Source organism: Nocardia sp. NBC_00511, from assembly GCF_045161165.1.
Taxonomy (GTDB): domain Bacteria; phylum Actinomycetota; class Actinomycetes; order Mycobacteriales; family Mycobacteriaceae; genus Nocardia.
Genome location: NZ_CP107849.1, coordinates 6,736,599 through 6,763,267, shown reverse-complemented (window position 1 = coordinate 6,763,267; position 26,669 = coordinate 6,736,599). Strand labels below are relative to the sequence as shown.

Annotated in this window: 23 protein-coding genes; 9 read left to right on the top strand and 14 right to left on the bottom strand. The window is 67.9% G+C overall.

Going from position 1 to position 26,669, the window contains the following annotated elements; genetic code table 11:
* Positions 1-36: 36 nt before the first annotated feature.
* The 3 genes from OG300_RS31565 to OG300_RS31555 form a co-directional block, all read right to left on the bottom strand.
* Positions 37-513 (bottom strand): hypothetical protein, encoded by a 477-nt coding sequence (locus OG300_RS31565; RefSeq protein ID WP_405487269.1) that lies wholly within the window; start codon positions 511-513, stop codon positions 37-39.
* A 191-nt stretch (positions 514-704) separates the two neighbouring features.
* Positions 705-1,682 carry a class I SAM-dependent methyltransferase gene (locus OG300_RS31560; protein ID WP_405487267.1) on the bottom strand — a complete coding sequence of 326 codons (978 nt, stop codon included), beginning with the start codon at positions 1,680-1,682 and terminating at the stop codon, positions 705-707.
* A gap of 137 nt (positions 1,683-1,819) precedes the next feature.
* Positions 1,820-3,700 (bottom strand): ABC transporter ATP-binding protein, encoded by a 1,881-nt coding sequence (locus OG300_RS31555; protein ID WP_405487265.1) that lies wholly within the window; start codon positions 3,698-3,700, stop codon positions 1,820-1,822.
* Positions 3,701-3,867: 167 nt separating this feature from the next.
* Here OG300_RS31555 and OG300_RS31550 point away from each other — a divergent pair, with 167 nt between their 5' ends.
* Both OG300_RS31550 and OG300_RS31545 read left to right on the top strand, forming a co-directional pair.
* Positions 3,868-6,639, top strand: coding sequence for an FAD-binding and (Fe-S)-binding domain-containing protein (locus OG300_RS31550; protein ID WP_405487263.1), 2,772 nt, complete (start codon positions 3,868-3,870; stop codon positions 6,637-6,639).
* A 308-nt stretch (positions 6,640-6,947) separates the two neighbouring features.
* Positions 6,948-7,853, top strand: a complete 906-nt coding sequence (locus OG300_RS31545; protein WP_405498756.1) for a DNA-3-methyladenine glycosylase family protein — start codon at positions 6,948-6,950, stop codon at positions 7,851-7,853.
* 100 nt (positions 7,854-7,953) lie between these two features.
* On the opposite strand, the gene OG300_RS31540 is transcribed toward OG300_RS31545, so the two are convergent.
* Genes OG300_RS31540 through OG300_RS31530 form a run of 3 tightly spaced genes read right to left on the bottom strand, consistent with a single transcriptional unit; the run spans position 7,954 to position 10,940 of the window.
* The gene (locus tag OG300_RS31540; RefSeq protein ID WP_405487261.1) at positions 7,954-9,240 is read right to left on the bottom strand and encodes an ABC transporter substrate-binding protein; all 1,287 of its coding nucleotides are present in this window, start codon (positions 9,238-9,240) and stop codon (positions 7,954-7,956) included.
* A gap of 10 nt (positions 9,241-9,250) precedes the next feature.
* Positions 9,251-10,081 (bottom strand): carbohydrate ABC transporter permease, encoded by an 831-nt coding sequence (locus OG300_RS31535; RefSeq protein WP_405487259.1) that lies wholly within the window; start codon positions 10,079-10,081, stop codon positions 9,251-9,253.
* Entirely contained in the window at positions 10,071-10,940 is an 870-nt protein-coding gene (locus OG300_RS31530; RefSeq protein WP_405487257.1) for a carbohydrate ABC transporter permease, read from the bottom strand. The genes OG300_RS31535 and OG300_RS31530 overlap by 11 nt, the downstream gene beginning before the upstream one ends.
* Before the next feature lie 244 nt (positions 10,941-11,184).
* Here OG300_RS31530 and OG300_RS31525 point away from each other — a divergent pair, with 244 nt between their 5' ends.
* The 4 genes from OG300_RS31525 to OG300_RS31510 are packed head-to-tail and all read left to right on the top strand — an operon-like array spanning position 11,185 to position 16,039.
* Positions 11,185-13,122 carry an SCO2524 family protein gene (locus OG300_RS31525; RefSeq protein WP_405487255.1) on the top strand — a complete coding sequence of 646 codons (1,938 nt, stop codon included), beginning with the start codon at positions 11,185-11,187 and terminating at the stop codon, positions 13,120-13,122.
* Positions 13,123-13,125: 3 nt separating this feature from the next.
* Positions 13,126-14,049 carry an SCO2523 family variant P-loop protein gene (locus tag OG300_RS31520; protein ID WP_405487253.1) on the top strand — a complete coding sequence of 308 codons (924 nt, stop codon included), beginning with the start codon at positions 13,126-13,128 and terminating at the stop codon, positions 14,047-14,049.
* Positions 14,046-15,056: an SCO2522 family protein gene (locus OG300_RS31515; RefSeq protein ID WP_405487251.1), complete on the top strand. Its 1,011-nt coding sequence runs from the start codon at positions 14,046-14,048 to the stop codon at positions 15,054-15,056. Before OG300_RS31520 ends, OG300_RS31515 begins: the two co-directional genes overlap by 4 nt.
* Complete coding sequence (locus OG300_RS31510) at positions 15,053-16,039, top strand: SCO2521 family protein (RefSeq protein ID WP_405487249.1); 987 nt, start codon at positions 15,053-15,055, stop codon at positions 16,037-16,039. The genes OG300_RS31515 and OG300_RS31510 overlap by 4 nt, the downstream gene beginning before the upstream one ends.
* A 1-nt stretch (position 16,040) precedes the next feature.
* Here OG300_RS31510 and OG300_RS31505 read toward each other — a convergent pair whose 3' ends face one another.
* The 3 genes from OG300_RS31505 to OG300_RS31495 form a co-directional block, all read right to left on the bottom strand.
* Positions 16,041-16,922 (bottom strand): hypothetical protein, encoded by an 882-nt coding sequence (locus OG300_RS31505; protein ID WP_405487247.1) that lies wholly within the window; start codon positions 16,920-16,922, stop codon positions 16,041-16,043.
* Positions 16,923-16,924: 2 nt separating this feature from the next.
* Positions 16,925-17,347, bottom strand: coding sequence for a GNAT family N-acetyltransferase (locus tag OG300_RS31500; RefSeq protein WP_405487245.1), 423 nt, complete (start codon positions 17,345-17,347; stop codon positions 16,925-16,927).
* Positions 17,348-17,727: 380 nt separating this feature from the next.
* Complete coding sequence (locus OG300_RS31495; RefSeq protein WP_405487243.1) at positions 17,728-17,931, bottom strand: hypothetical protein; 204 nt, start codon at positions 17,929-17,931, stop codon at positions 17,728-17,730.
* 261 nt (positions 17,932-18,192) lie between these two features.
* On the opposite strand from OG300_RS31495, the gene OG300_RS31490 reads away from it, so the two are divergent.
* Complete coding sequence (locus OG300_RS31490; protein ID WP_405487241.1) at positions 18,193-19,080, top strand: helix-turn-helix domain-containing protein; 888 nt, start codon at positions 18,193-18,195, stop codon at positions 19,078-19,080.
* Positions 19,077-19,283: a DUF397 domain-containing protein gene (locus tag OG300_RS31485; RefSeq protein ID WP_405487239.1), complete on the top strand. Its 207-nt coding sequence runs from the start codon at positions 19,077-19,079 to the stop codon at positions 19,281-19,283. The genes OG300_RS31490 and OG300_RS31485 overlap by 4 nt, the downstream gene beginning before the upstream one ends.
* Positions 19,284-19,610: 327 nt before the next feature.
* Here the strand turns inward: OG300_RS31485 and OG300_RS31480 are convergent, their stop codons facing one another.
* Genes OG300_RS31480 through OG300_RS31470 form a run of 3 tightly spaced genes read right to left on the bottom strand, consistent with a single transcriptional unit; the run spans position 19,611 to position 23,167 of the window.
* The gene (locus OG300_RS31480; protein ID WP_405487237.1) at positions 19,611-20,357 is read right to left on the bottom strand and encodes a succinate dehydrogenase/fumarate reductase iron-sulfur subunit; all 747 of its coding nucleotides are present in this window, start codon (positions 20,355-20,357) and stop codon (positions 19,611-19,613) included.
* Between the two features lie 2 nt (positions 20,358-20,359).
* Entirely contained in the window at positions 20,360-22,288 is a 1,929-nt protein-coding gene (locus OG300_RS31475; protein ID WP_405487235.1) for a fumarate reductase/succinate dehydrogenase flavoprotein subunit, read from the bottom strand.
* A gap of 45 nt (positions 22,289-22,333) precedes the next feature.
* Positions 22,334-23,167 carry a hypothetical protein gene (locus OG300_RS31470; protein WP_405487233.1) on the bottom strand — a complete coding sequence of 278 codons (834 nt, stop codon included), beginning with the start codon at positions 23,165-23,167 and terminating at the stop codon, positions 22,334-22,336.
* 365 nt (positions 23,168-23,532) lie between these two features.
* Between OG300_RS31470 and OG300_RS31465 the strand changes: the two genes are divergently transcribed.
* On the top strand, positions 23,533-24,834 hold the full coding sequence (locus OG300_RS31465) for an acetyl-CoA acetyltransferase (RefSeq protein WP_405487231.1): 1,302 nt from the start codon (positions 23,533-23,535) through the stop codon (positions 24,832-24,834).
* Positions 24,835-24,876: 42 nt separating this feature from the next.
* Here OG300_RS31465 and OG300_RS31460 read toward each other — a convergent pair whose 3' ends face one another.
* Together OG300_RS31460 and OG300_RS31455 are read right to left on the bottom strand one after the other, a co-directional pair.
* A complete protein-coding gene (locus OG300_RS31460) occupies positions 24,877-25,164 on the bottom strand; it encodes a hypothetical protein (protein WP_405487229.1) in 288 nt (95 codons plus the stop codon).
* Between the two features lie 182 nt (positions 25,165-25,346).
* A complete protein-coding gene (locus OG300_RS31455; protein WP_405487227.1) occupies positions 25,347-26,348 on the bottom strand; it encodes an alpha/beta fold hydrolase in 1,002 nt (333 codons plus the stop codon).
* Positions 26,349-26,669 lie beyond the last annotated feature (321 nt).

Below are 26,669 nucleotides of genomic sequence, written 5' to 3'. Positions count from 1 at the left end.
GAAATGTCGGATTTCAGAGCCGAGCGCTCGGCGCGGCTAGTGCGTCGGGGAGCGGCGCAGCCAGGTCGTCGGGGAGCGGAAGGCATAGCGGGCCTTCACGCTGCCGGTGTCGACCCGGCCGACGACCCGGATCAGCGGTGCGCCGGGGAATCGGGGCAGGCTGACCCGGTTGGAGAGGGTTCCGGCTCCGGGCGCGACGCCCTCGAGGTCGACCCGCCAGCCGCGCGGCACGATCAGCACGATCGCCCCGCTGCCCGCTTCCACCCGGATGTCGATCTCACGCCGCGAGCAGCGGGCATTGGTGAAGTCCAGCACCAACTTGCCCGAAACGCATTCGGCGGTCAGCTTTTTCGGGACCAGCCAGTCGTCCTCGGTGCGATTGGATCCGCCGTCGACCCGTATCTCCATGGGCGGGGCCTCGGCGGCAGGCTGACTTCGCCTGGCACCGAACATCCGCTCGATCTCGTCGATACGCGTCGCGGACGTCTGCCGCTGCACTTTGGTACGGGTCACCGAAACTCCTCCCCCGGCATTGTGAAACGATCATCTGAGGGATGCCATGGGAGCTCGAATTATGCCGCATAGCAGGGCATTTCGGGACGCTCGGGGGCCCTGAGCGGGCACAACACGGTGTCGGTTCGGGCACGAGAGGATCACGGTCGGCTCCGGCGATCGGCGCGCAATCGCCGGTTCGACCCCGAACCCTACCGCACGCCGACGAAGATCGTCGTCACGCCGAGCGTGTAAATGTCTTGGCGCGCACCGACATAGGTATCGGCGTTCGCATCGAGCAGCGCGTCCAGGGTGACGTGATCGGCCGCCGAGAGGCGGTCGCCGATCCGTTCCCGCAACACTGTCAGCCAGGCGACGACGCTCGCGGCGACTTCCGGCGAGGGCGGCGCGGGGTGATCGGTCAGCACGCTGAACGAGGTGACCTCCCGCAGTCCGGCCCGGCTCAGTGCCACATTCCAGCCGTAGGGCATGGGGGTCGCGGCGGTGATGTCCTCGCGCATCAGCGCGAAACCCGCGTCGCGCACCGCGAGCAGTCGATCCTGCAATCCGGGTGCGCCGAGGCCGAGATCCCAGGGCAGGTAGCGGGTCGGCAGCCCGCCCTCGGCCAGCGCGAGCTGTCCGCCCGGTCGCAGCAGTCCCGCGAATCGGGCCACCCCCGCCTGCTGATCGGGCAGGTGATGCACCATGCGCGAGGCCCAGATCAGATCGGCCGCAGGCAGTTTCGCGGCGAAGTCGTCGGCCGCCGCGTCGGCGAGCACGGTCTCCACGCTGACACTGTTGTCACCGCCCAGTGCTTCCCGGACCGAGTCGGTGGCCGCCTCGAGCAGCTCCGGCACCGCGTCCGAGATCACCAGTCGGCCGCCGCCGCGAGCCAGCAGCTCGCGGGCGAACGCCACGCTCTGCCCGCCCGCGCCCGCACCGATATCTATGACGGTCGCCTGATCCGGGGCGGCCCCGATGAGCCGTCGCGCGGTCTCGGCATTCGCCGCCGCGGCCATCGAATCCTCACGTCGCAGCTCGGTGACCTGGGCCGCCCAGTCGATCTTGTCGTGGGTGTGGCCGTGCCCGTGGCCGTGTGAATGCCCCTGACCCTGGCCGTGCGAGTGCCCGTGACCGTGGGAATGCTGATCGGTGTGCGTGGCCGCCTGTCCGTGTGAATGTTCGCCCATGCCCCGACGCTAGCCCGCCGAGCCGCGAACCCCCGAACCCTTTTGCCAGTTCGGCAAACCACCGGTCGGTTCGGCAAATCGTCCGGATCGACCGAGCGGGGCCGCCCGCGCTGCGGACGGCCCCGGATTCGATCGGCTCAGGCCGCGGCGGGCGTGCTGGAGTCCGCGAACTGCGTGCGGTACAGCTCGGTGTAGCGACCTTCGGCGGCGAGCAGTTCGGCATGGGTACCGCGTTCCACGATCTGTCCGTGCTCGAGCACCAGGATCTGATCGGCATTGCGGATGGTGGACAGCCGGTGCGCGATCACCAGCGCGGTCCGCCCCTGCAACGCCTCGCCCAGCGCCTCCTGCACCGCTGCCTCGGAGGTCGAGTCCAATGAGGCGGTGGCCTCGTCGAGGATGACCACGCGCGGCTGCTTGAGCAGCAGCCGGGCGATGGTGAGTCGCTGGCGTTCGCCACCGGAGAGCCGGTACCCACGCTCGCCGACCACCGTGTCGAGGCCGTCGGGCAGCGCGGAGATCAGCTCGTGCAATCGGGCCCGCCGCAAGGCGTCCCAGAGTTCGTCCTCGGTGGCCGCGGGCCGGGCCAGCAGCAGGTTGGAGCGAATGCTGTCGTGGAAGAGGTGCCCGTCCTGGGTGACCAGGCCGACGGTGTCCTGAATGGATTGCGCGGTCAGCCCGCGCACATCCTGGCCACCGAGCAGCACCGCGCCGGAGTCCACGTCGTAGAGCCGCGAAACCAGTTGCGCGATGGTCGATTTCCCGGCCCCGGAGGAGCCGACCAACGCCACCAGCTGCCCGGGTTCGGCGCGCAGCGACACCTGGTGCAGCACTTCCTCACCGCCGCGGGTGTCGAGGGTGGCGACGTCCTCCAGCGACGCGAGCGACACCTTGTCGGCGGCGGGGTAGCCGAAGCTGACGTCGTCGAGTTCCACCGCGATCGGCCCGTCCGGCACCGCGACCGCCATCGGCGCATCCTCGATCAGCGGCTTCAGATCCAGGATCTCGAAGACCCGCTCGAAGCTCACCAGCGCCGACATCACGTCCACCCGGGCGCTGGCCAGCGCGGTCAGCGGGGTGTAGAGCCGGGTGAGCAGCAGCGAAAGCGCCACCACCGCACCGGGTTCCAGCTGCCCCCGCAGCGCCAGGTAGCCGCCGAGCCCGTAGACCAGCGCGAGTGCCAGCGCCGAGACCAGGGTGAGCGCGGTGACGAACACGGTCTGCAACATGGCCGAGCGCACCCCGATATCGCGCACCCGCCCGGCGCGCAGCGCGAACTCGGTGGATTCCTGGCGCGGCCGCCCGAACAGCTTGACCAGGGTGGCGCCCGGCGCGGAGAAGCGCTCGGTCATCTGGGTGCTCATGGCGGCGTTGAGCCCGGCCGCCTCACGCTGGATACCGGCGATCCGGGTGCCCATGCGTCGCGCGGGCAACACGAACAGCGGCAGCAGCACCAGTGCGAGGAGGGTGATCTGCCAGGACAGCCGCAGCATGACCGCCAGGGTCAGCGCGAGCGTCACGATATTGGTGACCACCCCGGACAGGGTGGTGCTGAATGCCCGCTGCGCCCCGATGACGTCATTGTTCAACCGGCTCACCAGTGCGCCGGTCCGGGTGCGGGTGAAGAAGGCGATCGGCATCCGCTGCACATGGTCGAAGACCGCCGTGCGCAGATCGAAGATCAAGCCCTCCCCGATGAGCGAGGACAGCCAGCGGATCACCAGCCCCAGTGCCGAATCCAGCACCGCCACCGCCGCGATGACGACCGCGAGCACGATCACCGTGCGTGGCGCGCCGTGCCCGACGATGGCGTCGACCACCCGGCCCGCCAGTACCGGCGTCGCCACCGCGAGTAGCGCCGAGGCGATGCTCAGCACCAGGAACGCCACCAGCCGCCGATGGTGCGGCCGCGCGAACGTCAGGATCCGCCGTGCCGTGGCCATGCTCAGTGGCCGCTGCTGTTCCGGCCCGCTCACGCCCCGATACAGCTGACTCCAGGCCACCGATTCGATGCTCATCCCCGCTCCTCACCACTGGGAGTTCCATCGAACCCCATGCCACCGACACTAAGACCTGAACAATGGTTGAGCTCAACCCCTTCCGCCCGCCCGTTCGCGCGCAGCGAAATCCGGCGTCCGTCCGCCGCCTCGCAGGTCGGGCCGAGCCGTGGGCCTAGGGTTGGACTGTGAGCGAGGCGTGGGCGCGGGCGTTGCGCGGGGTGATCGGCGGGGAGGTCGACACCGATGCGCGGCGGCGGGCCGAGTACTCGTCGGATGCCTCGAACTATCGGGTGCTGCCGCAGGGCGTGGTGTTCCCGCGCGACGGCGACGAGGTGGCCGCGGTGCTGGGGTTCGCGCGCAACGAGGGGCTGTCGGTGACGGCCCGGGGCGCGGGTACGTCGGTGGCGGGCAATGCCATCGGATCCGGGCTGGTGCTGGATTTCAGTCGGCATATGAACGCCGTGCTCGAGCTGGACGCCGAGACACTCACGGCGCGGGTGCAACCCGGCGTGGTGCTCGCTGAACTACAGCGGCGGGCGGCGGCCACCGGGCTGCGCTTCGGTCCGGATCCCTCGACGCAGAACCGGTGCACGATCGGCGGGATGATCGGCAACAACGCGTGCGGCCCGCACGCGGTGGCGTGGGGACGCACCTCGGATACGGTGCGGGAGTTGCGAATTCTGGATGGCACCGGGGTGCGGCGACGACTCGGCAGCGAGCTGTCGGCGGTGCCCGGGCTGGCGGAGTTCACCCGGGCGAACCTCGCGGTCATCCGTACCGAGCTGGGCCGCTTCGAGCGCCAGGCCTCGGGATACGCGCTGGAACATCTACTGCCGGAACGGGGTTCGTCGATAGCCAAGGCCTTCGTCGGCACCGAGGGCACCTGCGGCCTGCTCTTGGAGGCCACGGTCGAATTGGTGCCGATGCCCGCGGCCACCGTGCTGGTGGTGCTCGGCTACCCCGATATGCCCAGTGCCGCCGACGATATCGCGGCGATCATGGCGGTGGCGCCGATCGCGGTCGAGGGTATGGACGCCCGCCTGGTCGACGTGGTGCGCACCCACCGCGGCGGGGTCCCCGAGCTGCCTCGCGGCGGTGGCTGGCTCCTGGTGGAAATCCCAGGCAGTACCCCGGATCAGGCGCGAGATACCGCTGACCTGCTGCGAAAGACCGCACACGCCTTGGATTCCCGCATCGTGGTCGACCGCGCGGAGACCCGGTCCCTCTGGGCGATCCGCGCCGACGGTGCGGGCCTGGCCGGTCGCACCCCGGACGGGCAGCCCGCCTGGCCCGGCTGGGAGGACGCCGCCGTGCCCCCGCACCGGCTGGGCGACTACCTGCGCGAATTCGAGACCCTCACCCGTGCGCACGGCGTGGACGGTCTGCTCTACGGCCACTTCGGCGACGGCTGTATCCATGTCCGCCTGGATCTTCCGATCACCGATGCCCCACAGCGGTTCCGTGCCTTCCTGGAGGATGCCGCCCGCCAGGTGGTGAGCTTCGGCGGTTCGCTGTCCGGTGAACACGGTGACGGCCGCGCCCGCTCGGAACTGTTGCGCTGCATGTACTCCGAGCAGGCACTGACCGCGTTCGCCGGTTTCAAGGCCCTGTTCGATCCGGCCGATGTCCTCAATCCCGGTGTCCTGGTGCGGCCCCGGCCGATCGACGCGGACCTGCGCCTGACCGGTGTGCGCCCGCTGCCGATCGCCGACGGCTTCGCGTTCCCCGAAGACGGTGATCTCGCCGCCGCGGTGCACCGCTGTGTGGGTGTCGGCAAGTGCCGCGCCGACACCCGGGCCGCGGGCGGCTTCATGTGCCCGTCGTACCTGGCCACCGCCGACGAGAAGGACAGCACCCGCGGCCGTGCCCGGGTGCTGCAGGAAGTCGTTCGCGGAGAACTGGATTGGCGCTCGGACGCCGTCGCCGAGTCCCTGGACCTGTGCCTGTCGTGCAAGGCCTGTCATTCCGACTGCCCGGCCGGGGTGGACATGGCGACCTACAAATCGGAGACGCTGCACCGCCGCTATCGAGGCCGGTTGCGGCCCCTCGATCACTACGCGCTGGGCCGCCTCCCACAGTGGCTGGCCGCCGCGACCCGCGCTCCCGGCCTCGTCAACCGGCTCGCCGCCGCCAAGGCACTGAGCCACACCGGATTACGCGCGGCAGGTCTCGATCCGCGCCGCCCGATTCCGGAGCTGGCACGCCGCAGCTTCCGGCGCACCTGGCGGCAACCGCCGCCGGACGGGAATCCAGGTGTCCTGCTCTGGCTCGACACCTTCACCGACGCCTTCGACCCGGAGATCGCCACCGCGGCAGTCGAATTGATCGAATCCCTCGGCCATCCCGTGCGTATTCCCGACCGCAGAGTCTGCTGCGGCCTCACCCTGATCAGCACCGGTCAACTCGATGCGGCGCGAAAACGCCTGCGCGCCACGGTCGAAGCCCTCGCCCCGCAGGTGGCGGCCGGTGGCACGGTGGTCGGCCTGGAACCGTCGTGCGTCGCCGCGCTGCGCGACGACCTACCGCGTCTACTGCCCGACGATCCCCGCGCGCTGTCGGTGGCCGCCGCGGTGCGCACCCTGTCGGAATTCCTGGAATCGCAGCCCACTTGGCGGCCACCGGATCGGACCGGGCAGACGGTGCTGGTGCAGCCGCATTGTCATCAGCATGCCGTGCTGGGTTTCGCCGCCGACCGCCGAATTCTCGAGCGCACCGGAGCGAAAGTGATCGAGATCACCGGATGCTGTGGACTTGCTGGTAATTTCGGAATGCAGCGCGGACATTACGACGTTTCCGTCGCGGTCGCGGAGAACGGAATGCTTCCGGCGCTACGCGCGACCGCCGAAGAAACGATCTTGCTCGCCGACGGCTTCTCCTGCCGCACCCAGGCCGCGCAGCTGGCCGGTCGCCGTTTCCGTCATCTGGCCCAATTCCTCTGGGACACAAAGGAAAAATGAAGGGCGTCCACCGAGGTGGACGCCCGTGGGTCAGCTGCCGAACGGCAGGGTGCCCGGTGCGAGGTGATACCCGCTGCTCCCGGCGAAGACATTGCCGAGCACGCCGAGCAGGAAATTGACCAGATTGGTGATCACGCGTAAACCTCCATCAGAGCGAATGCCGTCCAATTGCCGATAAGCAACACAATCGGATTGAACATCGGGGTCCGCGCGCGACGCGTTAACAATAGAATGGCGCGGTGACTGCAGCGCCGACCGCACGGACCCCCGCCGTCGCGACCGAGCGCACCCCCGCTCTCGCGCGGGAACTGACCCGTAGCGTGCACTCCGATCGCCCCGTCGATCTGGCCGCCACCGTCTTCCCGCTGGGACGCGGTTCCGGCGATCCGTGTCACCGCCGGACCCCGGACGGCGCGCACTGGCACGCCTCCCGCCTGCCCACCGGCGAGGTCACCTACCGGCTGCGCCAGGCCGACATCCACACCGTGACCGCGCAGGCCTGGGGTCCGGGCGCACCGGAGTTCCTCGACGGCCTGCCCGCCATGCTCTGCCTGGACGAGGACCTGACCACCTTCACCCCGGAGCATCCCAAGATCGCCGAGGCGCACCGCCTTCATCCCGGCCTGCGCATGCTGCGCACCGGCCTGGTGTGGGAGGCGCTGGTGCCCGCCGTGCTGGAACAGAAGGTGCACACCAAGACGGCCCACGACTCGTGGCGGAAACTGGTCTGGCGCTACGGAACCCCCGCCCCCGGCCCGGCTCCCGAGGGTTTGCGGGTGATGCCGGACGCGGACACCTGGCGGCACATTCCGTCCTGGGTCTACCACCGCGCCAATGTCGGCCCGCAGCGCTCGAAAACCATTGTGCTGGCAGCCCGGATCGCCGAGAAGCTGGAGGCCGCCGCGACTCTCGGCCATGCCGACGCCGCGCAGCGCCTGCGCACCGTCCCCGGCATCGGGGTGTGGACGGCCGCGGAGATCGCGCAGCGCGCCTTCGGCGATCCGGATGCGCTGTCCGTAGGTGACTTTCATCTGGCCGCCACCGTCGGTTGGACCCTGCTGGGTCATCCCATCGACGATGACGCCATGGTCGAATACCTGGAACCGCTACGCCCGCACCGCTATCGGGCAGTCCGCCTGCTCGGCCTCGCCGGTTTCGCGCACAAACCCAAATTCGGCCCCCGCACGCCCTACACCGACCACAGCCGCATCTGAGGTCGCTGCTCGGCACTACCCTCCGGGCACGTTCGGCGTTGCCTGCAGTGCTCTGGGCGACCGCACCCCCGCCCTGGTCGGCCTTGCTCTCGTAGCGCGTTCAGCGTTGTGCCGCAGCGGCGTCGGCGGCTCGCTGCGCCCGATCCAAGGCGATCGGGACCGGGATCCGGCCCAGGTACATCTCGTCGAAGATCGGCGTGAAGGCTTGCAGCGCAGCCGGAAAGCCCGCTCCGCCCCCGGCCGAGATCTGCCGTCCGCGCAGCACGTCGAAGAACGGGGAGACGTCGATCCCCTGCCGCGCCCAGTAGTCCCGGTACGCCTGCTGATCGGCGACGACCGCCGGAATCGTCGCGCCGCTCTCCCCCAGGTACCGATTGCCCGCCGCGCTGCCGAGCCAGGCCAGCACCCGCCGTACCGCGTCCGGGTGCCGGGTGGCCGCGTTGCCCGCCACCCCGACCGCGTTGTTCGCACTGACCCGCCCGGCCGGTCCCTCGGGAATCATGGTCAGCCCCCAGTGGAATCCAGCGCTCTTCGCCACGGTGGCGAGGTTGAAGCTGCCCGACTGGAACAGCGCCATCCGGCCCTGGAGGAAGGCGTTCTTGGCGAAGTCACCGCTGGTATTGGTGTCCGCGGCCGAGGGTGACAGCCCGTCGCCGACCAACCGCACCGTGTATCCGAAGGCGTCGCGCCCCTGCTGCGAGTCGAAGGCGAAGCGCCCGTCGCGTTGCAGCTCGCCGCCCGCCGAGCCCAGATAGGGCAGCGTGATGGACTGAAAGTCGTTGGCCGCGTTGTACGGCCACACCGTGCCGGTGCGCAGTCGCCGCAGCAGCGGCCGGAAGGTGTCGTGGGTGTCGTCCGGACTCCAGATCGCGGCGGCGAGTGCGGCCGGATCGATCCCGGCGGCGGTGAGCAGGTCCCGATTGAAGTACACCGCGCTGCCGCCGTCGACGAACTGCGGTACCGCCCACAGCTTCCCGGCCCGCGTGAACTGGTTGACCGCCAGTGGATCCCAGGCCGCGGCGGCCGAATCCCCCAGCGCCGCCCCGATATCGGTGAGATGCCCACTGTCGGCGTAGTCCTCGTACAGACTCGTCCAGAACAGGTCGTCGGCGGTGCCGCCCGCCACATCCAGCCGCAGCTTTTGCGCGTAGGAAGCCCACGGCACCAGCGTGATCCGAACATCCAGATCCGGATTGGCCCGCTCGAACTCGTCCAGCGAGGCCCGGTAGGCGGCCACGAAACTCTGATCCCAGATGCGCAACCGCACCACCGTGCGCCCGTCCCCACCGGCGTCCCGCCCCAGCCACAGCGCCGCCGCGACCAGCAGCAGCGCCGCCAGCCCGATCCCCAGCGCCGCCCGGGTCGAGTCCTTGACCTGAAACCTCATGCGGCCCGCCTCATTTGAGTCCGGTGACGGCGATGGAGCGCAGCACCTGCCGCTGGAACACCACGAACAGCACCACCAGTGGCGCGATGGCGAGGGTGGTGGCCGCCATGATGAGCGTCCACTGCGCGTTGTACCGGGTCTGCAGGTTGGCGGTGGCCACCGTCAGCACCTGCCATTTCGGCCCGGACGCGGCGACCAGCGGCCACATGAAGTTGTTCCACTGGGTGACGACCGTGATCACGGTGAGGGTGGCCAGGATCGGCCTGCTCATCGGCACCACCACGTGCACCAGGATGTCGAGCGTGTCCGCCCCGTCGGTGCGGGCCGCGTCGATCAGTTCCCCCGGGATGGCCAGGAAGTACTGGCGCAGCAGGAATATCGCGTACGGGGAGCCGAACACGAACGGCAGGATCAGCGCCCAGAAGGTGTTGAGCCACCCCAGTTTCGCGAACATCAGGTACAGCGGCACCAGGGTGACGGCGCTGGGCACCATCATGGTGCCGAGGTACACCCAGAACAGGGTGTCCCGTCCCGGAAAGCTGGTGCGCGCGAACGCGTACGCGGCCAGGATCGAGGTGAGCAGTTGCCCGCCCGTGACGCACACCGTCATCAGCGCGGTGACCGCGACCGCCCGCCCCAGCCCCTGGTCGAGGACGGTCCGGAAATTGTCGAGGGTCACCGGATGCGGTGTGGACAGGGCGGATTCGGTGGCGAACTGATGCGGGGTCTTGAAGGCTGTCAGCGCACTCAGCACCAGCGGGGCGACGGCCACGAGCGCGCCCAGGATCAGCACCGCGTACGCGGTCGCGGTGCGGGCCAGCGCTTTCCGGTCAGTACTCATAGCTGGTCCTGTCGCGGAAGTAGCGGTGCTGGGCCACGGTGATCACGAACAGCACCGCGAACACCACCACCGCCATGACGGCGGCCCGCCCGGGATGGGCGGCGTCGAAGGCCTCGGAGTAGATGCGCATGGCGACCACATCGGTGCGGTGATCGGGCCCGCCGCGGGTCAGCGCGTACACCGCGTCGAAGGTCTGGAACACCGTGAGCACCCCGGTGGCCAGCACGAAGAACATGGTGGGCCGCAACATCGGCAGGATCAGCCAGCGCACCCGCCGCCAGCCGGTGGCCCCGTCCAGCGCGCCCGCGTCCAGGATCTCCGCCGGGATGGCCCGGATTCCGGCGACGAAGAACAGTGCCACGTACCCGACGTTCATCCACACCATCACCGCCGCCACCGCGGGCAGCGCCAGCGCCGGTTCGCTGAGCCATTCGATGTGGGTGCCCAGCAGTGCGTTCAACGCCCCACCGGTGGGCGCGAAGATCCACTGCCACACCACGCCGACCGCGACCGGCGCGCACATCCACGGCAGCGCGTACAACACCCGCAGCACCGTTCCACCCCGTCCGCGCCGCGCCAGCAGTGCCGCCACCGCGAATCCGAGCGCCGTCTGCACCGGCACCACCAGGGCGGTCAGTCCCAGCGTCACCGCGATGGAATGCCCGAACTGCCGATCGCTCAGCACCGACCGCCAGTTGCTCAGGCCGGTGAACTCGATGGGCCCCAGCAGATTCCAGCTGTGCACACTGAGCCACAGCACGATGACGATCGGCAGCAGCAGGAATCCGCCGACCCCGATCAGGCTCGGCAGCAGCAGGGCGTAGCTCACCGCGGCCCGACGACGCTCGCGCCGGGTCATGGCCGCGCCGGGCTCACGCCACGTCCTTTTTCATGCCGCGTCCATTTTCATGATCAGCGACGCTACCCGGGCTGTTGCGCGCCGCCGGATCTCACACGCCTGATCTGTCCGATATCTCCTGTGTGCGACGCGATTTCGGCATTCGTTTCCAAACGGTGACTTCGCGCGGCGCATGATAGTTTGTGCCGCGCTTGTTCATTTTTTGACCGGCGAGGCGGCCACTACACGGCAGGGGACGGCGTCGATGAGAATCAAGCCCCGAGAACAGATCCTCGGAGTCTGGCGGTCGCTGCTGACCGCCTGCTATCGCGATGAGACCTGGGTATGGGGCGGCATCAACGGCTCGAACTCCATCAGTGACGCCGAACAGGTGCTGTGCCTGCTCTATCCCGCGACCGAACTCGAGGGGTTCGGCCTCGACAATCCGGACGCCATGGCCGACGACGTCGCCGAGACGCTGTCGCTGCTCGGTGGCGTGCCGTCCCGGGATTCCCGGCGCCTGGGCGAGGTCGAGATGCGGGCCGATCGGGTCCTGATCGGCCGGACGCTGCTGGGCGTGCTGGAGTCCTACTACGATCGCCACGCCGAGGTGACCCGGGCCGATCCCGATACCGGCGAGATCCTCGAGGAAGTGCCGATCTTCGCGGCCGGCAGCTACCTGGCGTCGAGCAACGGCATCGGTCCCAACGCGGATCAGCTGCGGCTGGATGTCGTCGACTCCTATTCGATGTCGCTGACCCTGTGCCTGGCCTCGCTGAAGTTCCTGCGTGGTCTGCACAGATCGAGTGTGGAGCTGGGCGGCCCCATCGCCCGCCGCACCGAGGTGCGGATCGCCCTGCTGGAGAAGCGGGTCAAGACCCGCCTGACCGCCGCCATGATCGGCCTGGTCCGCAGCTTCGTGGTCAGCACCTTCACCAAGCGGTCGCCCGAGGCGCAGGCCATGCTGTCGATGCTGAATCAGACCGGTGCGGCGCCGGATACCGTGGTGAACGCGGTGCTGACGCGGCTCGAGCGGGTGCGCAACCGGCTGCGCAACGACCTCACCCTCTCGAAGTCGCCGGAGGCCGACCTCTACGACGACAATCAGCTCTTCGAATGTGGCTGGAGCTGGGGCATAGTCGCCGGTGCCACCCCCATCGACTTCGTCGACATGGACATCGCGGCGCAACCCGGCATCGCCGTCGCCCGGCCCTATCTGCACTTCACCGTGGTGGCGCTGGACGGTATCAACGACCTGACCTCGGTGCGCACCAGGGAACTCGACCTGCTGGACGCCGAGCAGCGCCGCCTGGCGGAGGCCCTGCAGCTGCGCTGGGAACTGGCGCAACGCTACTGGGCCGCGGTGGCCCGCTTCGGTCCCGGACGCTGGCCCCTGGAGGACATCCCGTGGCGCACCACCGATGGCGAGGAATCCGACTACTTCAGTCTCACCGTGTCGGCCGTGCTGATGCAGGATCTACAGGCGCGCCAGGCCGATGACGACGACTTGAACCGGGCCGCACCGATTTTCGACGAGCTGGCCCGGCGTGGCCGGATCATCAGCCGTTTCACCGAGAGCGACTCCGCACGGCTGATGCACAGCCCCGGGCTGAGTCTGCGGCTGCACGGCACGGCCGGGGTGGCCGATGGGCCGCTGCTGTGCTGGACCGTATCCGATTACGCCACCGTGCTTTTGAAGCGCACCCTGCAGGCCGCGAACCTCTCCGGCACCATGGAGACCCGCGACGTACTGCTGCGGCTGGCCCAGTCGATCATGGATCATCTCGACAATCGCTCCTTCCGAGGCGGACCGGTCACCGGGCTCTGGGACGATCCGACCCGGATCTTCGGCGGCGACGCGGTACTGAAGCCGTCGTGGTACTTCACCGAACGTATGGTGGAGTGCCTGGTCGCGGCGGCGCACATGTACCAGGAACCGCCGATTCGCCCGCCCAATCTGGTGATTCGCGCGCAGGAGATGCTCACCGAGGCCGAGCACCTGCTCAATCGCAAGCTGCTCGAGCTCGATATCACCGACACCTCCGCGACCAAGTCCGCGGTGACGGCGTCGGAGCGGCGATTGAGCCGGGCCCGCGAGATAATCGATGAATTACCGGGTACCGCACTGAGTTTGGCCACGCAGTCGCTGCTGGACCTCGACGAGCTGGCCTATGCGCGCTACGACGCGGACAGGATGGAGTGAGCCGTGCTCGTCTTCTCGGTTTCCGACAAGGGCGGCACCGGCCGTTCGGTGACCAGCTGCAACATGGCCTATCGGCTGAGCATGAAGGGCTACAAGGTCGCCTACACCGACTTCGATTTCGGATCGCCCACCGCGGGCGGCACTTTCGAGATCAGCCGGATCGACAACGGCCTGCCCGACGGCGGTGGCCTGCACGACTACCTGATGGGTCTGTGCAATATCCCGGACCCGCTGAGCGTGCGCTCGGAGACCGACCGCACCGATCTCGGCCAGTCCCGCCATCCGTCGGGGCGACTGGTGCTGTTTCCGGGTGATCGTGGTGGCGCCGAGTTCAATACGCTCGAGCCGAAGATGGTCGACCGCTGCGTGGACCTGTTCGCCAAGTGCGAGCGGGAATACGACGTGACCTTCATCGATCTGAGCGCCGGGCGTTCGGCCGCACTGCAACTCGTGCTCGACGCCACCCGTAAGCAGGAGCTCGATCACGTCGTTTCCCGCTGGCTGGTCTTCCACCGCTGGACCAGCCAGCACATCGCGGCGGCGCGGGCCCTGGTGCACGCGGAGCACGGCATCCTGAAACTCGGTGAGGCACTGGAGCATCCGGAGGGTCGACTGGCCAGCTCGATCCGATACGTGCGCACGGCAGTCCCGGAACTGCACCGCGCCCGAGACCTGCGGCCCGCGCAGTCCGCCTGGTTGCAGCGTCAGCACGACGCGCTCACCAGGACCTCCATCCGCAATCGGATGGGCAATACGGTGGTGCTGGGCCAGACCCCCGTCGAACCGATGCTGCAGTGCCGCGAGCAGGTGATCCTGGATGTCGACGTGGCCGCCAAGATCGCCAACCCGGAGACCGTGGACGCGTTCCGCAAACTCGCCGATCGACTGGTGACCGACGCAGTGTGGGAAGGAGCCGTGAATCCGTGAGCACCGCGACCGATTACAGCGAAGCCAGCGAACACCACCGGGTGCACGGCCAGTGGATGTCGCATCTGTCGATCGAGGTCGGGCACTTCTACATGGAGGATCTGGGCCGGGGCCCGGATCGACTGCGGGCCCAGCTGCTGCGGGTCGCGCCGCTGGTGCAGGCGCACCTGGTGGCCGCGCGCGCCGAGTTCGGTGAAAACGCCAGGGTGAGTACCTGTTTCCTGGTGGACGACTACTTCGGGCGCGACACCGATCCGCGCACCATCATGCCGTCACTGCTGGACACCGCCCGCGAATGCGGCGTGCGGATCGACTATCTGGCCCGGGAAGCGGCCTGTGCGGAAGCGCCGACCTTCCTCGACGGTGAACCGGTCGGGAATTCGGTCCGGCTGGCGGAGATGGTGGCCTCGCGCATCGTCGCCGAACCGGACGAGGGCAGCACCGGCCGCAGGCCACCCACCGACGAGTCCGGCTGGCTGTGCAACGGCCGTCGCTCCTCGGAGTTCGCCCCGGGCCTCGCCATGCGGGTGCCGACCTACACCCCGCCCCGGCAGTTCGGTGCCCGCAGTCATTCGGTGTTCCTGGACGTGCAGCTGTGGAATACCGAAACCGTCGAGGTCGCGGGCGCGAAGCTGGAACGCCGCCTGTGGTCCTGCCCGTTTCTCGCCTCCATCTGGCAGTTGTTGCGGCTCGGCATGATTCGCGACAACGGTGAGCTGGTCGCGACCCCGGTGCCGTTCTCGGGGAGCTGGCCGGAGGAGTGGGCGCAATTGCCCGCGGTGGTGCAGTTGAACGAGGACGCCGCGCCGTTCCCCGCCTTCCGGGCGCTGTCGGTGCTGCCGCACACCTATCTCGGCATCGAGCACGCGGTGCGATTGATCCTCGATCATCTGAACCTGGACCCCGCGGTCAACGACAAGGTGCTGGCATTGGCCGCGTCGCAACGGATCTCGGTGCCGCAGCTGGTGACCAACCGTCTCAATCATCTGTTCATCGGGGACGAATGAGCGATCCACTGGTGCTGCTGGGCGAGGTGCGCACCTGTCTGCTGCCCACCGAACGCGCCCTGGCCGGTCGGGAGACCTCCGCGCTGCTGGCGCTGCTGCCCGGCCAGCAGGTGCAGATTCGGGAACGTCCACTGCCCCGGGCGGTTTCGCCCGGCATCGCGGTCGGCGTGGACTGCGTGCTGGCGACGGTCAGGAACGCGAAGGCGCGCTCGGTGGGAACGGTGGCCACGCACGCGGTGCTGGTCGGCGGCCGGGTGGCGCAGAGCTCGTCGGCGGTCCGGGTGGTGCGGGCCGCCGACTCGAATCGCAAACCGTGGGACCACTATCTGGCCTCGGTGGGGACGGTGGAGCTGATCCCCCGGATCGGTGACGACACCGCCGCCGCCGTCGATCTCGCCGAGGGCTTTCTGGAGGCGTCGAGCGCCACCACCCTGGATCTCGCCTCGATCAGCGATCGACTGCTGACCCGCGTCACCATGGACGCGCAGCGCGGCGGCGAGCGGGCGCCGGTGCGCACCTCGCCCACCCGGCTGCGCTGGTCGGCGCGGGTCGCGCCGACCCTGGACGGGGAGGCCCGCGGGCGTACGGTGGTGGGCTTCCGGATCGAGAACGAATCGGTGCGCTCGGTGCGCATCGTGGTGCCGACGGTTCAGGATCTGGCTGCGGTGCAACGCTTCTGCGAGGATCTCGCGGTGCACGACTGGCTGCTCACCACGCTGGGCAGCGCGCTGGCGGATGTGCAGGGCATCGGCCGGGACCGGGATCCGGTGGCCATGCTCAGCCCCCTGCTCGAGCAGTTGGTGCACCTGTGGATGCCGGGCGCTCACACCCCGCCGCGGATGCGGGAGCTGTGGAGTCGGCTGGAGGCCGACCCGGGCTTCACCAAGCAGTGGCAGGCCCAGGTCGGCCAGTTGCGGGACCGGCTGACGGTGGCGACGCTGGAGGCGTTGCGCAGCGCGAAGATCAGCGACGCCTACTGGTGAGCTAGAGCCGGAACCACCGCCGCACCAGCAGCGCGAAGAACACGGACATGGTGACCGCGCCGACGTAGCACTCGATGACATAGAGCGGCCGGGCCGCCGGGCGCAGGCTGTCGGTGTCACCGAGTCCCAGCGGATTGAGATAGTTGACCAGCACCTTGTAGACGGTGAACGCGATCGGGTCGTGTGAGCTGAACGCGATGGCGATGGTGAAGATGACCAACTGCAACGCCACGAACCACAGCATGCGGAACGGCCGATATCCGTAGCCGCACACCAGATCCGGGAACAGTCCGGCGATGCGCTTGAAGGCCGTCGGCTGGGCCAGCCGCTTGGCCTGTGCCAGCGCCAGCCCGCAGCGGTCCTCGGCGTCGTTGTCCTCGTCGATGCGGTACAGGCCGCCCGCGCGGCGCAGCGCCAGCGCCGCGTGCGCGGGCAGCCGGGCCGCGATCATGGCCTGGCCCAACGCTTCGTAGATCTGGGCCAGATCGTGATTCTGAGTGCGGCTCAGCCGCAACGGTCCTCGGAATTCCACCTCGGCGGCCAGCAGCGCGGACAGCTGTGCGGTGAGCCGTTCGAAGGGGTGGGACTCGGTGAGGTGCTGGGACGCGGAGTCGGCGTACATGTGCCGGAACACCAGGCTGTCCCCGGTGCGGCGGATCCCCGGCGGATCGTAGGTGGACACCACCGTCTCCACGTGCTGGGCGAACGAATCCAGCAGTGCGCGTTCGGTTGTCGGCGGTGGCGGCGGCTGTTGATCATGCGGGATGCTGTCCTCGTCATCGAGGTACACGTACACCTCGGTGGCGTACGCGCCGGCGTGTCCCCCGATGCGCTCGCTCATGTCCGCCACGAAGGGCGACAGCTCCGCGCTCTTTTCCAGCATGATCAATGATAAATCTTGCGCACCAGCACATCTCGCGGCTCGTCGGCGCCGAAGTACCCCGGATCGTGATCGGCCCAGACGAAGCCGACCTCCTTGTACAGGTGGTAGGCGTCGCGATTGCCCGGCTGCACGGTGACGAAGACCTGCTCGACCTCGGCCCGGTGGCAGTGTGCCAGAGCGGATTCCAGCAGCGCGCGCCCGTAGCCGCGGCCGCGGCAGTGCCGGGCGACCGCCAGTCCCATGAACCAGGCGTTGCCGTCGTTGCCGAGGGCGGTGAGCACGTACCCGCACACCTCCCCGTGCTCTTCTGCGACCGTCCAGTCCGCACCGTGCAGCTCAAAGAGTTGCCGCAGCACGAAATACGGGTAGGCCAGATGTTTGAACTCGATTTCCTCGAGTGCGCGGATCGCGTTGAGATCCGCCATGGACGCAGTCCGGTACACCGGAAGCGACGGCTGTTCGAAGGCCAACAACGGTGTTCCCCTCCACCGGCAGCGAGAGTGCGATGGATTCCAGGGTAGGCGTCACACCGGTATGTGGGCATGATTCGGCCCACGGGTGCGATTCGGCCCGCCCGCCGTCTGTGGAGCGGACGGGCCGAATCGCGCTGCCGCACGCGATGGGGACTGCGCCACCGCGACCCGGAGGTCAGGCGCGGGGCACTCGAAGGCGCTGTGCGGCAGCGTTTATCGCGGCCGGGGGCCTTCCCCGGTATGTCCCGGGCCGCGAAGATCGAGAACCAGCCGGTCGGGATTGAAAGGACAGCAACCACCAGACCAGGCCATGCACCGCCCGGTCGTAGCGGTCATGGCAGGGCGCGCTCATCGAGGACGCACCGCCCTTCCTCGACCAGGATCGCCCGCGCCCGTCGCCGCACCTTGCACGAGTCCACCGTGCAATCGAGGTGCAACTGCATTGCCGCGTGGGCTTGTTCGACGCTCATCAGCCCGGGATCCCGGCGGCACTGCGAAAGACGTGCGATGTGCATATTCAGGGACGTCAGTTGCATGTCCAGACCACTCCTCGTTCCCGCTGGTTCCTGAAGTGCCCGGAGTTTCAGGAAAGGAAAGGGGCCTAGCGATGTCGCTCCGGGCACATCTCCAGCACACCACGAGCAGACGCCCGGCGGGCGAATTTCGGGGCGGAGAACGCAAAATTGCGCGAATTCCCAGCAGCGAATCCACCTGGGGGAGGACGATTCTCCATAGTGGACGAGTTTTTCGTCCGTTGTTCCCGATTTCATGCCCGCGCGTCGCGAACGGAGCGTGTTGTGTCAGAAGGTCCCGCGTCATCCACCCTGCCGCGTCGTCAGCTCGGACGCTATCTGCGCGACTGGCGTATCCAGGCCGGACTCACCATCGCCGAGGCGGCGAAGCTGATGGAATGGGGCGCGAGCACCTTGCAGCGGCTGGAGAAGGGCAACGCGGATCGCATCCGCACCATCGACATCCAGGAGCTGTGCCGCATCTACGGGATCCCGGCCGAAATCACCGAGGGCCTCAAGGGATTGGCGCAGCAGGCCGCGGTGAAGAGCTGGTGGCACTCCTACGGCGACCTCATTCCGGAGAACTTCGACGTCTATGTCGGCCTCGAAGCATCCGCCCAGCAGTTGTCCTGCTACCAATCGGATCTGGTGCCGGGACTGCTGCAGACCGCCGACTACGCGCGGGCGCTCAACCGGCTCGGATACCCGAACGAGAGTCCCGCCGAGGTGGATCGGCGGGTGCAGTTGCGAATGCAGCGGCAGGCCATGATCACTCGCCACATGCATCCGGCGAATGTCGCCATGGTGTTGCACGAGTCGGTATTGCGCCGCCTGGTGGGAGGTGCAAGGGTGATGGCGGCACAGGTGCGGCACCTGGCCGAGGTGAGTACCCGATCCAATGTCCGCCTGCGCATCCTGCCCTTCGCCGCCGGTGTCCCCCTGGGACTTTCGACCGGACCGTTCGTGATCCTGGAGTTCGGATCCGACAGCAAGGGGCAGCCGGTGGAGCCCCCGGTGGTCTATGTGGAGGGATTCACCGGCGATCTGTATCTCGAGCGGCAGGGTGACGTGCAGCGCTATCGCCGGGCGCTGGAAGGCCTGCAGCAGTGCGCGCTCGACACCCAGGACAGCAGCGGCCTGCTGTGGCAGGCGGCGAAGGAGTTCCGAGCATGACGGTGATGGATCTTTCCGGGGCGCGCTGGTTCAAGAGCAGCCGCAGCGGTGCCGGGAAGGAGTGCGTCGAGGTGGCCTTCCTGCCCGCGGGCCGGGTCGGCGTGCGCGACAGCAAGAATCCCGACGGTCCGGCGCTGGTGTTCGGCGGCGCGGACTGGCGCCGATTCACCGCGAATATCGAAAGCGGTGCGTTCGAAGCATGATTCGACGCGTGAGCGTCAAAGAATGGCGACCACACCCATTGCCACGGCGGCCACCAGGACACCGATCCCGAGTGCGGGCATCAATGCGCCGGTGAGTACGTATACGCCCATCGCCGACACCGCGAAGAGCATCCCTACGATCAGCCGTTCGACCCAGTCATCGGGACCCAATCTGCGGTATCGGGGACGATTCCTGAGTCCTCGATCCACAAGTAGTCGGATACCCCATGTTTAGCTCGGGCAAACATGTTTTCGTGGCCCAACCGCGGCTGTTCCGTGATCTTGGACGAGCGCGGGCGGCGCACGATGTGTGCGCCGCCCGTGAGTTCAGCGTCGGAAAAGCTTGTTGCCCAACCAGACCAGCGGATCGTACTTGTTGTCGACCACCCGTTCCTTGAGCGGGATCAAGGCGTTATCGGTGATCTTGATGTGTTCGGGGCAGACCTCGGTGCAGCACTTGGTGATATTGCAGTAACCCAGGCCCGCGTCCTCCTGCGCCAGTTCACGGCGGTCGGCCACGTCCAGGGGATGCATTTCCAGTTCCGCGATCCGCATCAGATAGCGCGGACCGGAGAACGCGTGCTTGTTCTCGTCGTGGTCGCGCACCACGTGACAGGTGTTCTGGCACAGGAAGCATTCGATGCACTTGCGGAATTCCTGCGACCGCTCCACATCGGCCTGCTGCATCCGGTAGTCACCGGGCTTCAGGTCCACCGGCGGCGTGAACGACGGAACCTCGCGCGCCTTCTGGTAATTGAACGACACGTCCGTGACCAGGTCCCGGATCACCGGGAAGGTGCGCATCGGGGTCACCGTCACCACCTCTTCGGGCGTGAAGGTCGACATCCGGGTCATGCACAGCAGTCGCGGCCGCCCGTTCACCTCGGCCGAGCACGAACCGCACTTGCCCGCCTTGCAGTTCCAGCGCACCGCCAGATCCGGCGCCTGGGTGGCCTGCAGCCGGTGGATGATGTCGAGCACCACCTCACCCTCGTTCACCAGCACGGTGAAATCGTGCAGGCCGCCGCCGTCGATGTCGCCGCGCCACACCTTGAACTTCGCGTCGTAACCCATGGCTATTCCGCCTTTCCGGCGTCGTCTCGCAGCGTCGCGAGATCGGCGGGGCTGTAATACTTTTCGAGTTCCGTCAGTTCGAACAGGCGCAGCAGTTCGGTGCGCATCGGGATCTGGTCCTGGGAGGTGACCGTCACCGACGGCACCGCCTGGCCCACATCGTCGGGGTCGACCGTGCAGACCAGCAGCTGGTTGCGCCAGGCCGGATCCATGCCCGGATGGTCGTCGCGGGTGTGCCCGCCGCGGCTCTCGGTGCGCAACAGCGCTGCCTGCGCGACACATTCGCTGATCAGCAGCATGTTGCGCATATCGAGCGCCAGGTGCCAGCCGGGGTTGAACTGCCGGTGGCCCTCGACGGTGATGTGGTCGAAGCGGTCCCGCAGTTCCGACAGCTTGTCGATGGCCTGCTTGAGCTCACCCTCCTTGCGGATGATGCCGACCAGATCGTTCATGATCTGCTGCAGGTCCAGATGCAGGGTGTACGGGTTCTCGCCCGGGCCCTCGTCCGACGGATCGAACGGTGTCACAGCGGCTTTCGCGGCGGCGGCCAGGTCGGTGTCGGAGATCTTCGGCCGTCCCGGCAGCTGCTCCACGTAGGTGGCCGCGCCCAGACCCGCGCGCCGTCCGAACACCAGCAGGTCCGACAGCGAGTTGCCGCCCAGCCGGTTGGAGCCGTGCATACCGCCGGAACACTCACCGGCAGCGAACAATCCGAGCACGGTGGCCGCGCCGGTGTCCGGGTCGACCTCGATGCCGCCCATCACGTAGTGGCAGGTCGGACCGACCTCCATCGGTTCCTTCGTGATGTCCACGTCGGCCAGCTCTTTGAACTGGTGGTGCATGGACGGCAGCCGCCGGATGATCTCGGCGGCGGGCATGCGGGAGGAGATGTCGAGGTAGACGCCGCCGTGCTCGGTGCCACGACCGGCCTTGACCTCTTCGTTGATGGCGCGGGCCACCTCGTCACGGGGCAGCAGGTCGGGGGTGCGTCGGGCGGAGTCGTTGTCCTTCAACCACTGATCCGCCTCCTCGATGGTCTCGGCGTACTGTCCCTTGAACACCGGGGGGATGTAGTCGAACATGAAGCGCTTGCCGTCGGTGTTGGTCAGCACTCCACCGTCGCCGCGCACACCCTCGGTGACCAGGATGCCCTTCACCGACGGCGGCCAGACCATGCCGGTCGGATGGAACTGCAGGAACTCCATGTTGATCAGCGAGGCGCCGGCGCGCAGGGCCAGCGCGTGGCCGTCGCCGGTGTACTCCCAGGAGTTGGAGGTCACCTTGTAGGACTTGCCGATGCCGCCGGTCGCCAGCACCACCGCGGGGGTCTCGAACAGCACGAAACGGCCGGACTCACGCCAGTATCCGAAGGCGCCGGAGATCCGGTCCTCGTCCTTGAGCAGTTCGGTGATGGTGAGTTCGGCGAAGACCTTGATGCGGGCCTCGTAGTCGCCGGTGGCCGCGAAGTCCTCCTGCTGCAGCGACACGATCTTCTGCTGCATGGTGCGGATGATCTCGAGCCCGGTGCGGTCGCCGACGTGCGCGAGGCGCGGGTAGGTGTGGCCGCCGAAGTTGCGCTGGCTGATCCGGCCGTCCTTGGTCCGATCGAACAGCGCCCCATAGGTTTCCAGCTCCCACACCCGGTCCGGAGCCTCCTGCGCGTGCAGTTCGGCCATCCGCCAGTTGTTGAGGAACTTGCCACCACGCATGGTGTCCTTGAAGTGGGTCTGCCAGTTGTCCTTCTCGTTGGCATTACCCATGGCCGCGGCGCACCCGCCCTCGGCCATGACGGTGTGCGCCTTGCCGAACAGCGATTTGCAGACCACCGCCACCGACAGACCGTGCTCACGGGCTTCGATGACCGCACGGAGACCCGCGCCACCGGCGCCGATCACGACCACGTCGTACTTGTGCCGTTCGACTTCAGGCATGGACCGAATACTCCTGGGAGAGAAGAGGAATAGAGACTGCGAACGTCAGCCGACGAGGCGCGGGTCCGAGATGGTCCCGCTGGCCACGAGCATGACGTAGAAATCGGTGAGGACCAGCGTGCCGAGGGTGGTCCAGGCCAGCTGCATGTGCCGGGTGTTGAGCTTCGACACCACGGTCCAGAAGCGGTAGCGCACCGGATGCTGCGAGAAGTGCTTCAACCGCCCGCCCGCGATGTGGCGGCAGGAGTGGCACGACAGCGTGTACGCCCACAGCAGCAGTGCGTTGGCGGTGATGATCACCGTGCCGAGCCCGAGCCCGAACCCGCCGCCCTTGCCGTGGAAGGAGATCACCGCGTCGTAGGTGTTGATCACCGAGATGATCACCGCCACATAGAAGAAGTACCGGTGCGCGTTCTGGATGATCAGCGGCAGCTTGGTCTCGCCGCTGTACTTGGCGTGCGGTTCGGCGACCGCGCAGGCGGGCGGCGACATCCACACCGACCGGTAGTAGGCCTTGCGGTAGTAGTAGCAGGTGAGCCGGAACAGCAGCAGGAACGGCAACACCACGAACCCCAGCGGGATCCACATCGGCAGATGCCCGATCGGGGTGCCCAGATGGCTCGACCCCTCCACACACGAGGCGCTCAGGCATGGTGAGTAGAACGGTGTCAGATAATGATAGTCGTTGACCCAATACGCTGCCCGCACAAAGGATCTGACGGTCGCGTAGACCACGAACGTCCCGAGCCCGAGCACCGTGACCAACGGTGGCACCCACCACCGATCGGTCCGCAGGGTGCGCGCCGCGATGGCCGCCCGCCCCTTGCCGAAAACTCCGGTTCTGCCCGATTCGGGTGCCTTGACTGGTGCGGCGCTCACTGCGGCTTGCCTCGCTGCTCTATCCCGTGGAACGGCATCGTTACCTCCGGCATCGAATGTGATGGTGAGCACCTTACGACAGGGGCGCTATCACTCGAGCTGGCAACAGCTATTTCGTAATCCCGTGATTTGCGCCACATTTCCCAGCATGGTCCGCGATTCGTTTGCTTAGTGAACAAACGGCTATCGCGCGAACTTCACGGCACGGCAGAAAGATTCAGAATTCGGACGACACGCCCTCGGGACTCGCCAGTTTTTGTGGTTACACACCGTCACACAGCAGCAACAACGCTGTGATGGTCTGTGCGCTGAGCTAGATCAACCCCGCTCGGGGTAGCCGGTGGCGAGTTCGAAGGGAGCCGGTGATGAGACGTGCTGCGGTCGTGATGCCGATGCGGACACCGGTCGGGTTACCGGGTGGTGCGCTCGCGGCGGTGCCGCCGTATCGGCTGGTGTCCACGGTGGTGTCGGCGGTGCTGGATCGGGCCGGGCTGGATCCACTGCGGGTCGAGCAACTCGTTACGGCGGTGCCGGATTCGGCGGCGGTCCGGCGGGCGCTGCCGCTGTGCGGGTTGTCGCCGGTGCTCGGGGACTTCGCCGTCGGCGGGGATCCCGGGGCGGGGCTGCGGGCATTGATCACCGCCTCGATGATGGTGAGTACCGGCGCGGCCGACGTGGTGCTCGTAATCGGTGCCGAATACCCCTGTGCCACAGCGGAAACAGGTACGGCGCCGCCGCCGCGGCCGACGCTCGGCGACCAGGATCGCGAGCCGACCACCGATGAGCATCTGGCGGTCTGGGCGGCCGCCGAACCGAGCCGCGCGGCCCCTGAATCGGCGGCGGCCGAGGAACTCGCTCGGCTGTACGGCTTGACTCGAACCGAGGTCGACGACTTCGCCGCCACCAGCCACCGCCGTGCGGCGCGCGCCCGGCGGCAGGGCTTCTTCGGCGCGGAGACCGCGCCGGTCGTGGTGTGCGCCGACCCGGACGATGTGAATTCCGTTGTGGTGCAACTGGTCGACCGCGACGAGGGCCTGCGCGACGATGTCTCGCACCGCGCCTTCGCCGCGCTGCCGCCGCTGCATCCCGGCGGCATCACCACCGTCGCCAACAGCAGCACCCGCACGCTCGCCGCCTCGGCCTGCCTGGTGGTGGCCGAGGACCGGGTGCTGGATCTGGGCCTGGAACCGATGGCCTACCTGGTCGGCTGGGCCGCCGCCGCGGCGCCCGATCTCGGTGACCTGGCCGAGCGGCCGGTGCCCGCCACCACTCCGGCGGTGGCGAAAGCCCTGTGGCGCAGCGGATTCGAACTCGCCGAACTGGAGCTGCTGGAGATCGAGGAGACCAGCGCGGTGGACGTGCTCGCCCTCACCCGCACCCTGGGCTTCTTCGACCGGGACGGGGAGCGGCTCAATGTGCACGGCGGCGCGATCGCCCTCGGGGACCCGGGCGGGGCCGCGAGCCTGCGCATGGTGACCACCATGCTGCACGAATTGTCCCGCCGCGACGGCGGACTCGGCTTGGTCGCGACTCCGGCGGGTGCGGCCGGATCGCTGGCGGCGGTCTTCGAATCACCGGATTTGGAGGTGGTCGCGGAAGCGCCGCGCGGGGCGCGTTTCCGTGGCGCGGGCACCAAACGCTCGGGCCGCCACCGCAACCGGGCCTGAATCAGCGCGGTCGTGGCCACCCGGGGTGGACGGAGAAACCAGCTATTTGGTGCGGGGGCGGGAGTGGAAGCCCAGTCCCTCGTCCTGTGCACCCATCCAGGCCGCCTCGTCGTGCTTGGCGTCCGGGACGTAGATGGTCTCCTGCGGTGCGCGCGGGTTCTCGCTGGGTGGCGCCTGTTCGAACTCGTCGGCGTCGATGACGAGCCTTTCCAGATCGTTCTCCAGGCGTCGAACCGTGCCGTCGTCCCCGTAGTGGGAACGCAACGCGCTGACGCACTGCCGGAGCTGGCCGACCGCGTAGCGGAGTTCCGCAATTTCGCTGCGTGTCATCGAAACCTCCTCGAGCCGTGTGACAGACCACACATCGTGATCTACAACACAGTACGTGATCATGTTCGATCCGTCTTGTCCAGAGCGGATATACGCAGTTCAGCGGCCTGTCGCCGGGTCGCCGAAGCGCGCCGATCCGAGGCTTCACGGCCCGTTTGCCGGGTGGGCGCGGGCCGGTCCGCCTAGCCCGCGATAGCCAGCTCGGGCCCGCAATCCGGCCCGCAGTCCGGGTCGTCCCCGGTCCCGACCGGCCCGTCGGCGACCCGCAGCGCGCGAGCCACCAGCGACACCACCGCCGCGGCCACCTCCTCGGCCCGTTCCAGGATCACGCTGTGTCCCGCGCCGTCCAGCCGCACCAGTTCGGCGTCGTCGAGCTCGGAGGCCAGCACCACCGAATGCGCGAACGGGATCATGATGTCGGCCGATCCCGCCAGCACCAGCGCCGGAATCGTGCCCAGCCGATGCAAGCTGCCGGTCTCGTCGAACCGCATCAGCGACTCCAGGAAACTCGCCATGGTCAGCAGCGAGGTCTCGTTCAGCATGGCGGTGGCGACGGCCAGCACCCGCGGACTCACCTTGCGGGTACCCAGCGTGGCATCACGCAGGATCGGTTCGAAGATGCGGCGGCTCAGGTGTTTCGAGGCCTGCATGGCCCGCGGCGCCCGCCGCACCGCCACCCGCAAGGAGCTCACCGCCGGCCCGGACAGCAACCGCCCCAACCCCACCCGGGTCACCCCGTTGGCGGCACCCGCCAGCAGCCCGACGCCCACCACGCGAGTCCCGATCATGTCCGGGAACAACCGCGCGTAGGCCAAGACGGTCATCGCCCCCATCGAATGCCCCACCAGCACAATGGGTCCCGAAGGCACCACCGCCCGCAGCACCGCATCGAGATCGTGCGCCAACTGATCAATGGTGTAGGTAGACGGATCCGCCGACCCCGAATCCCCATGCCCCCGATGGTCGTAGAACACCATGTGCGTGTCGTCGCCCCACGTCTGCAACAGATGCCCCCGCATGAACGCCCACGATTCGGCCCGCAGACAATGCCCGTGCACGAACACAACGGTGACAGATGCGTCGGAAGCGCCGAACTCGCGAACCGCGAGCGGCACGCCGTCATCAGCGGTCACGGTGACATGGTGGCCGTCGAAATCGGCGGCATCGCGGTGCAGCGTGGACATGACGTCCTCCTGAGGAGAGTGCGCCTTCTTGCCCGGTTGTCGATAGACATAGCCCCCGCGTTAGCCACTTACACCAGGCGTTATACACAAGTTGTACAAGTGACTCCACACAGCTGTGCAACCCGCCGCACGAACGCCGCCCCCTCTCACCACTTTGCTAGACGCCCGTAGATATCGATGGAGAACCTGACCAGCTCAGTAATATCTACAGCTTTCTAGTAATTAAACAAGAAAGCTGTAGACATTCCTCGACGGTGAGGTCGACGGTCGGAGGCGTCCATTCGCGGCTCATTACAGAAATCTGCCGCCCTCTAGTCAATT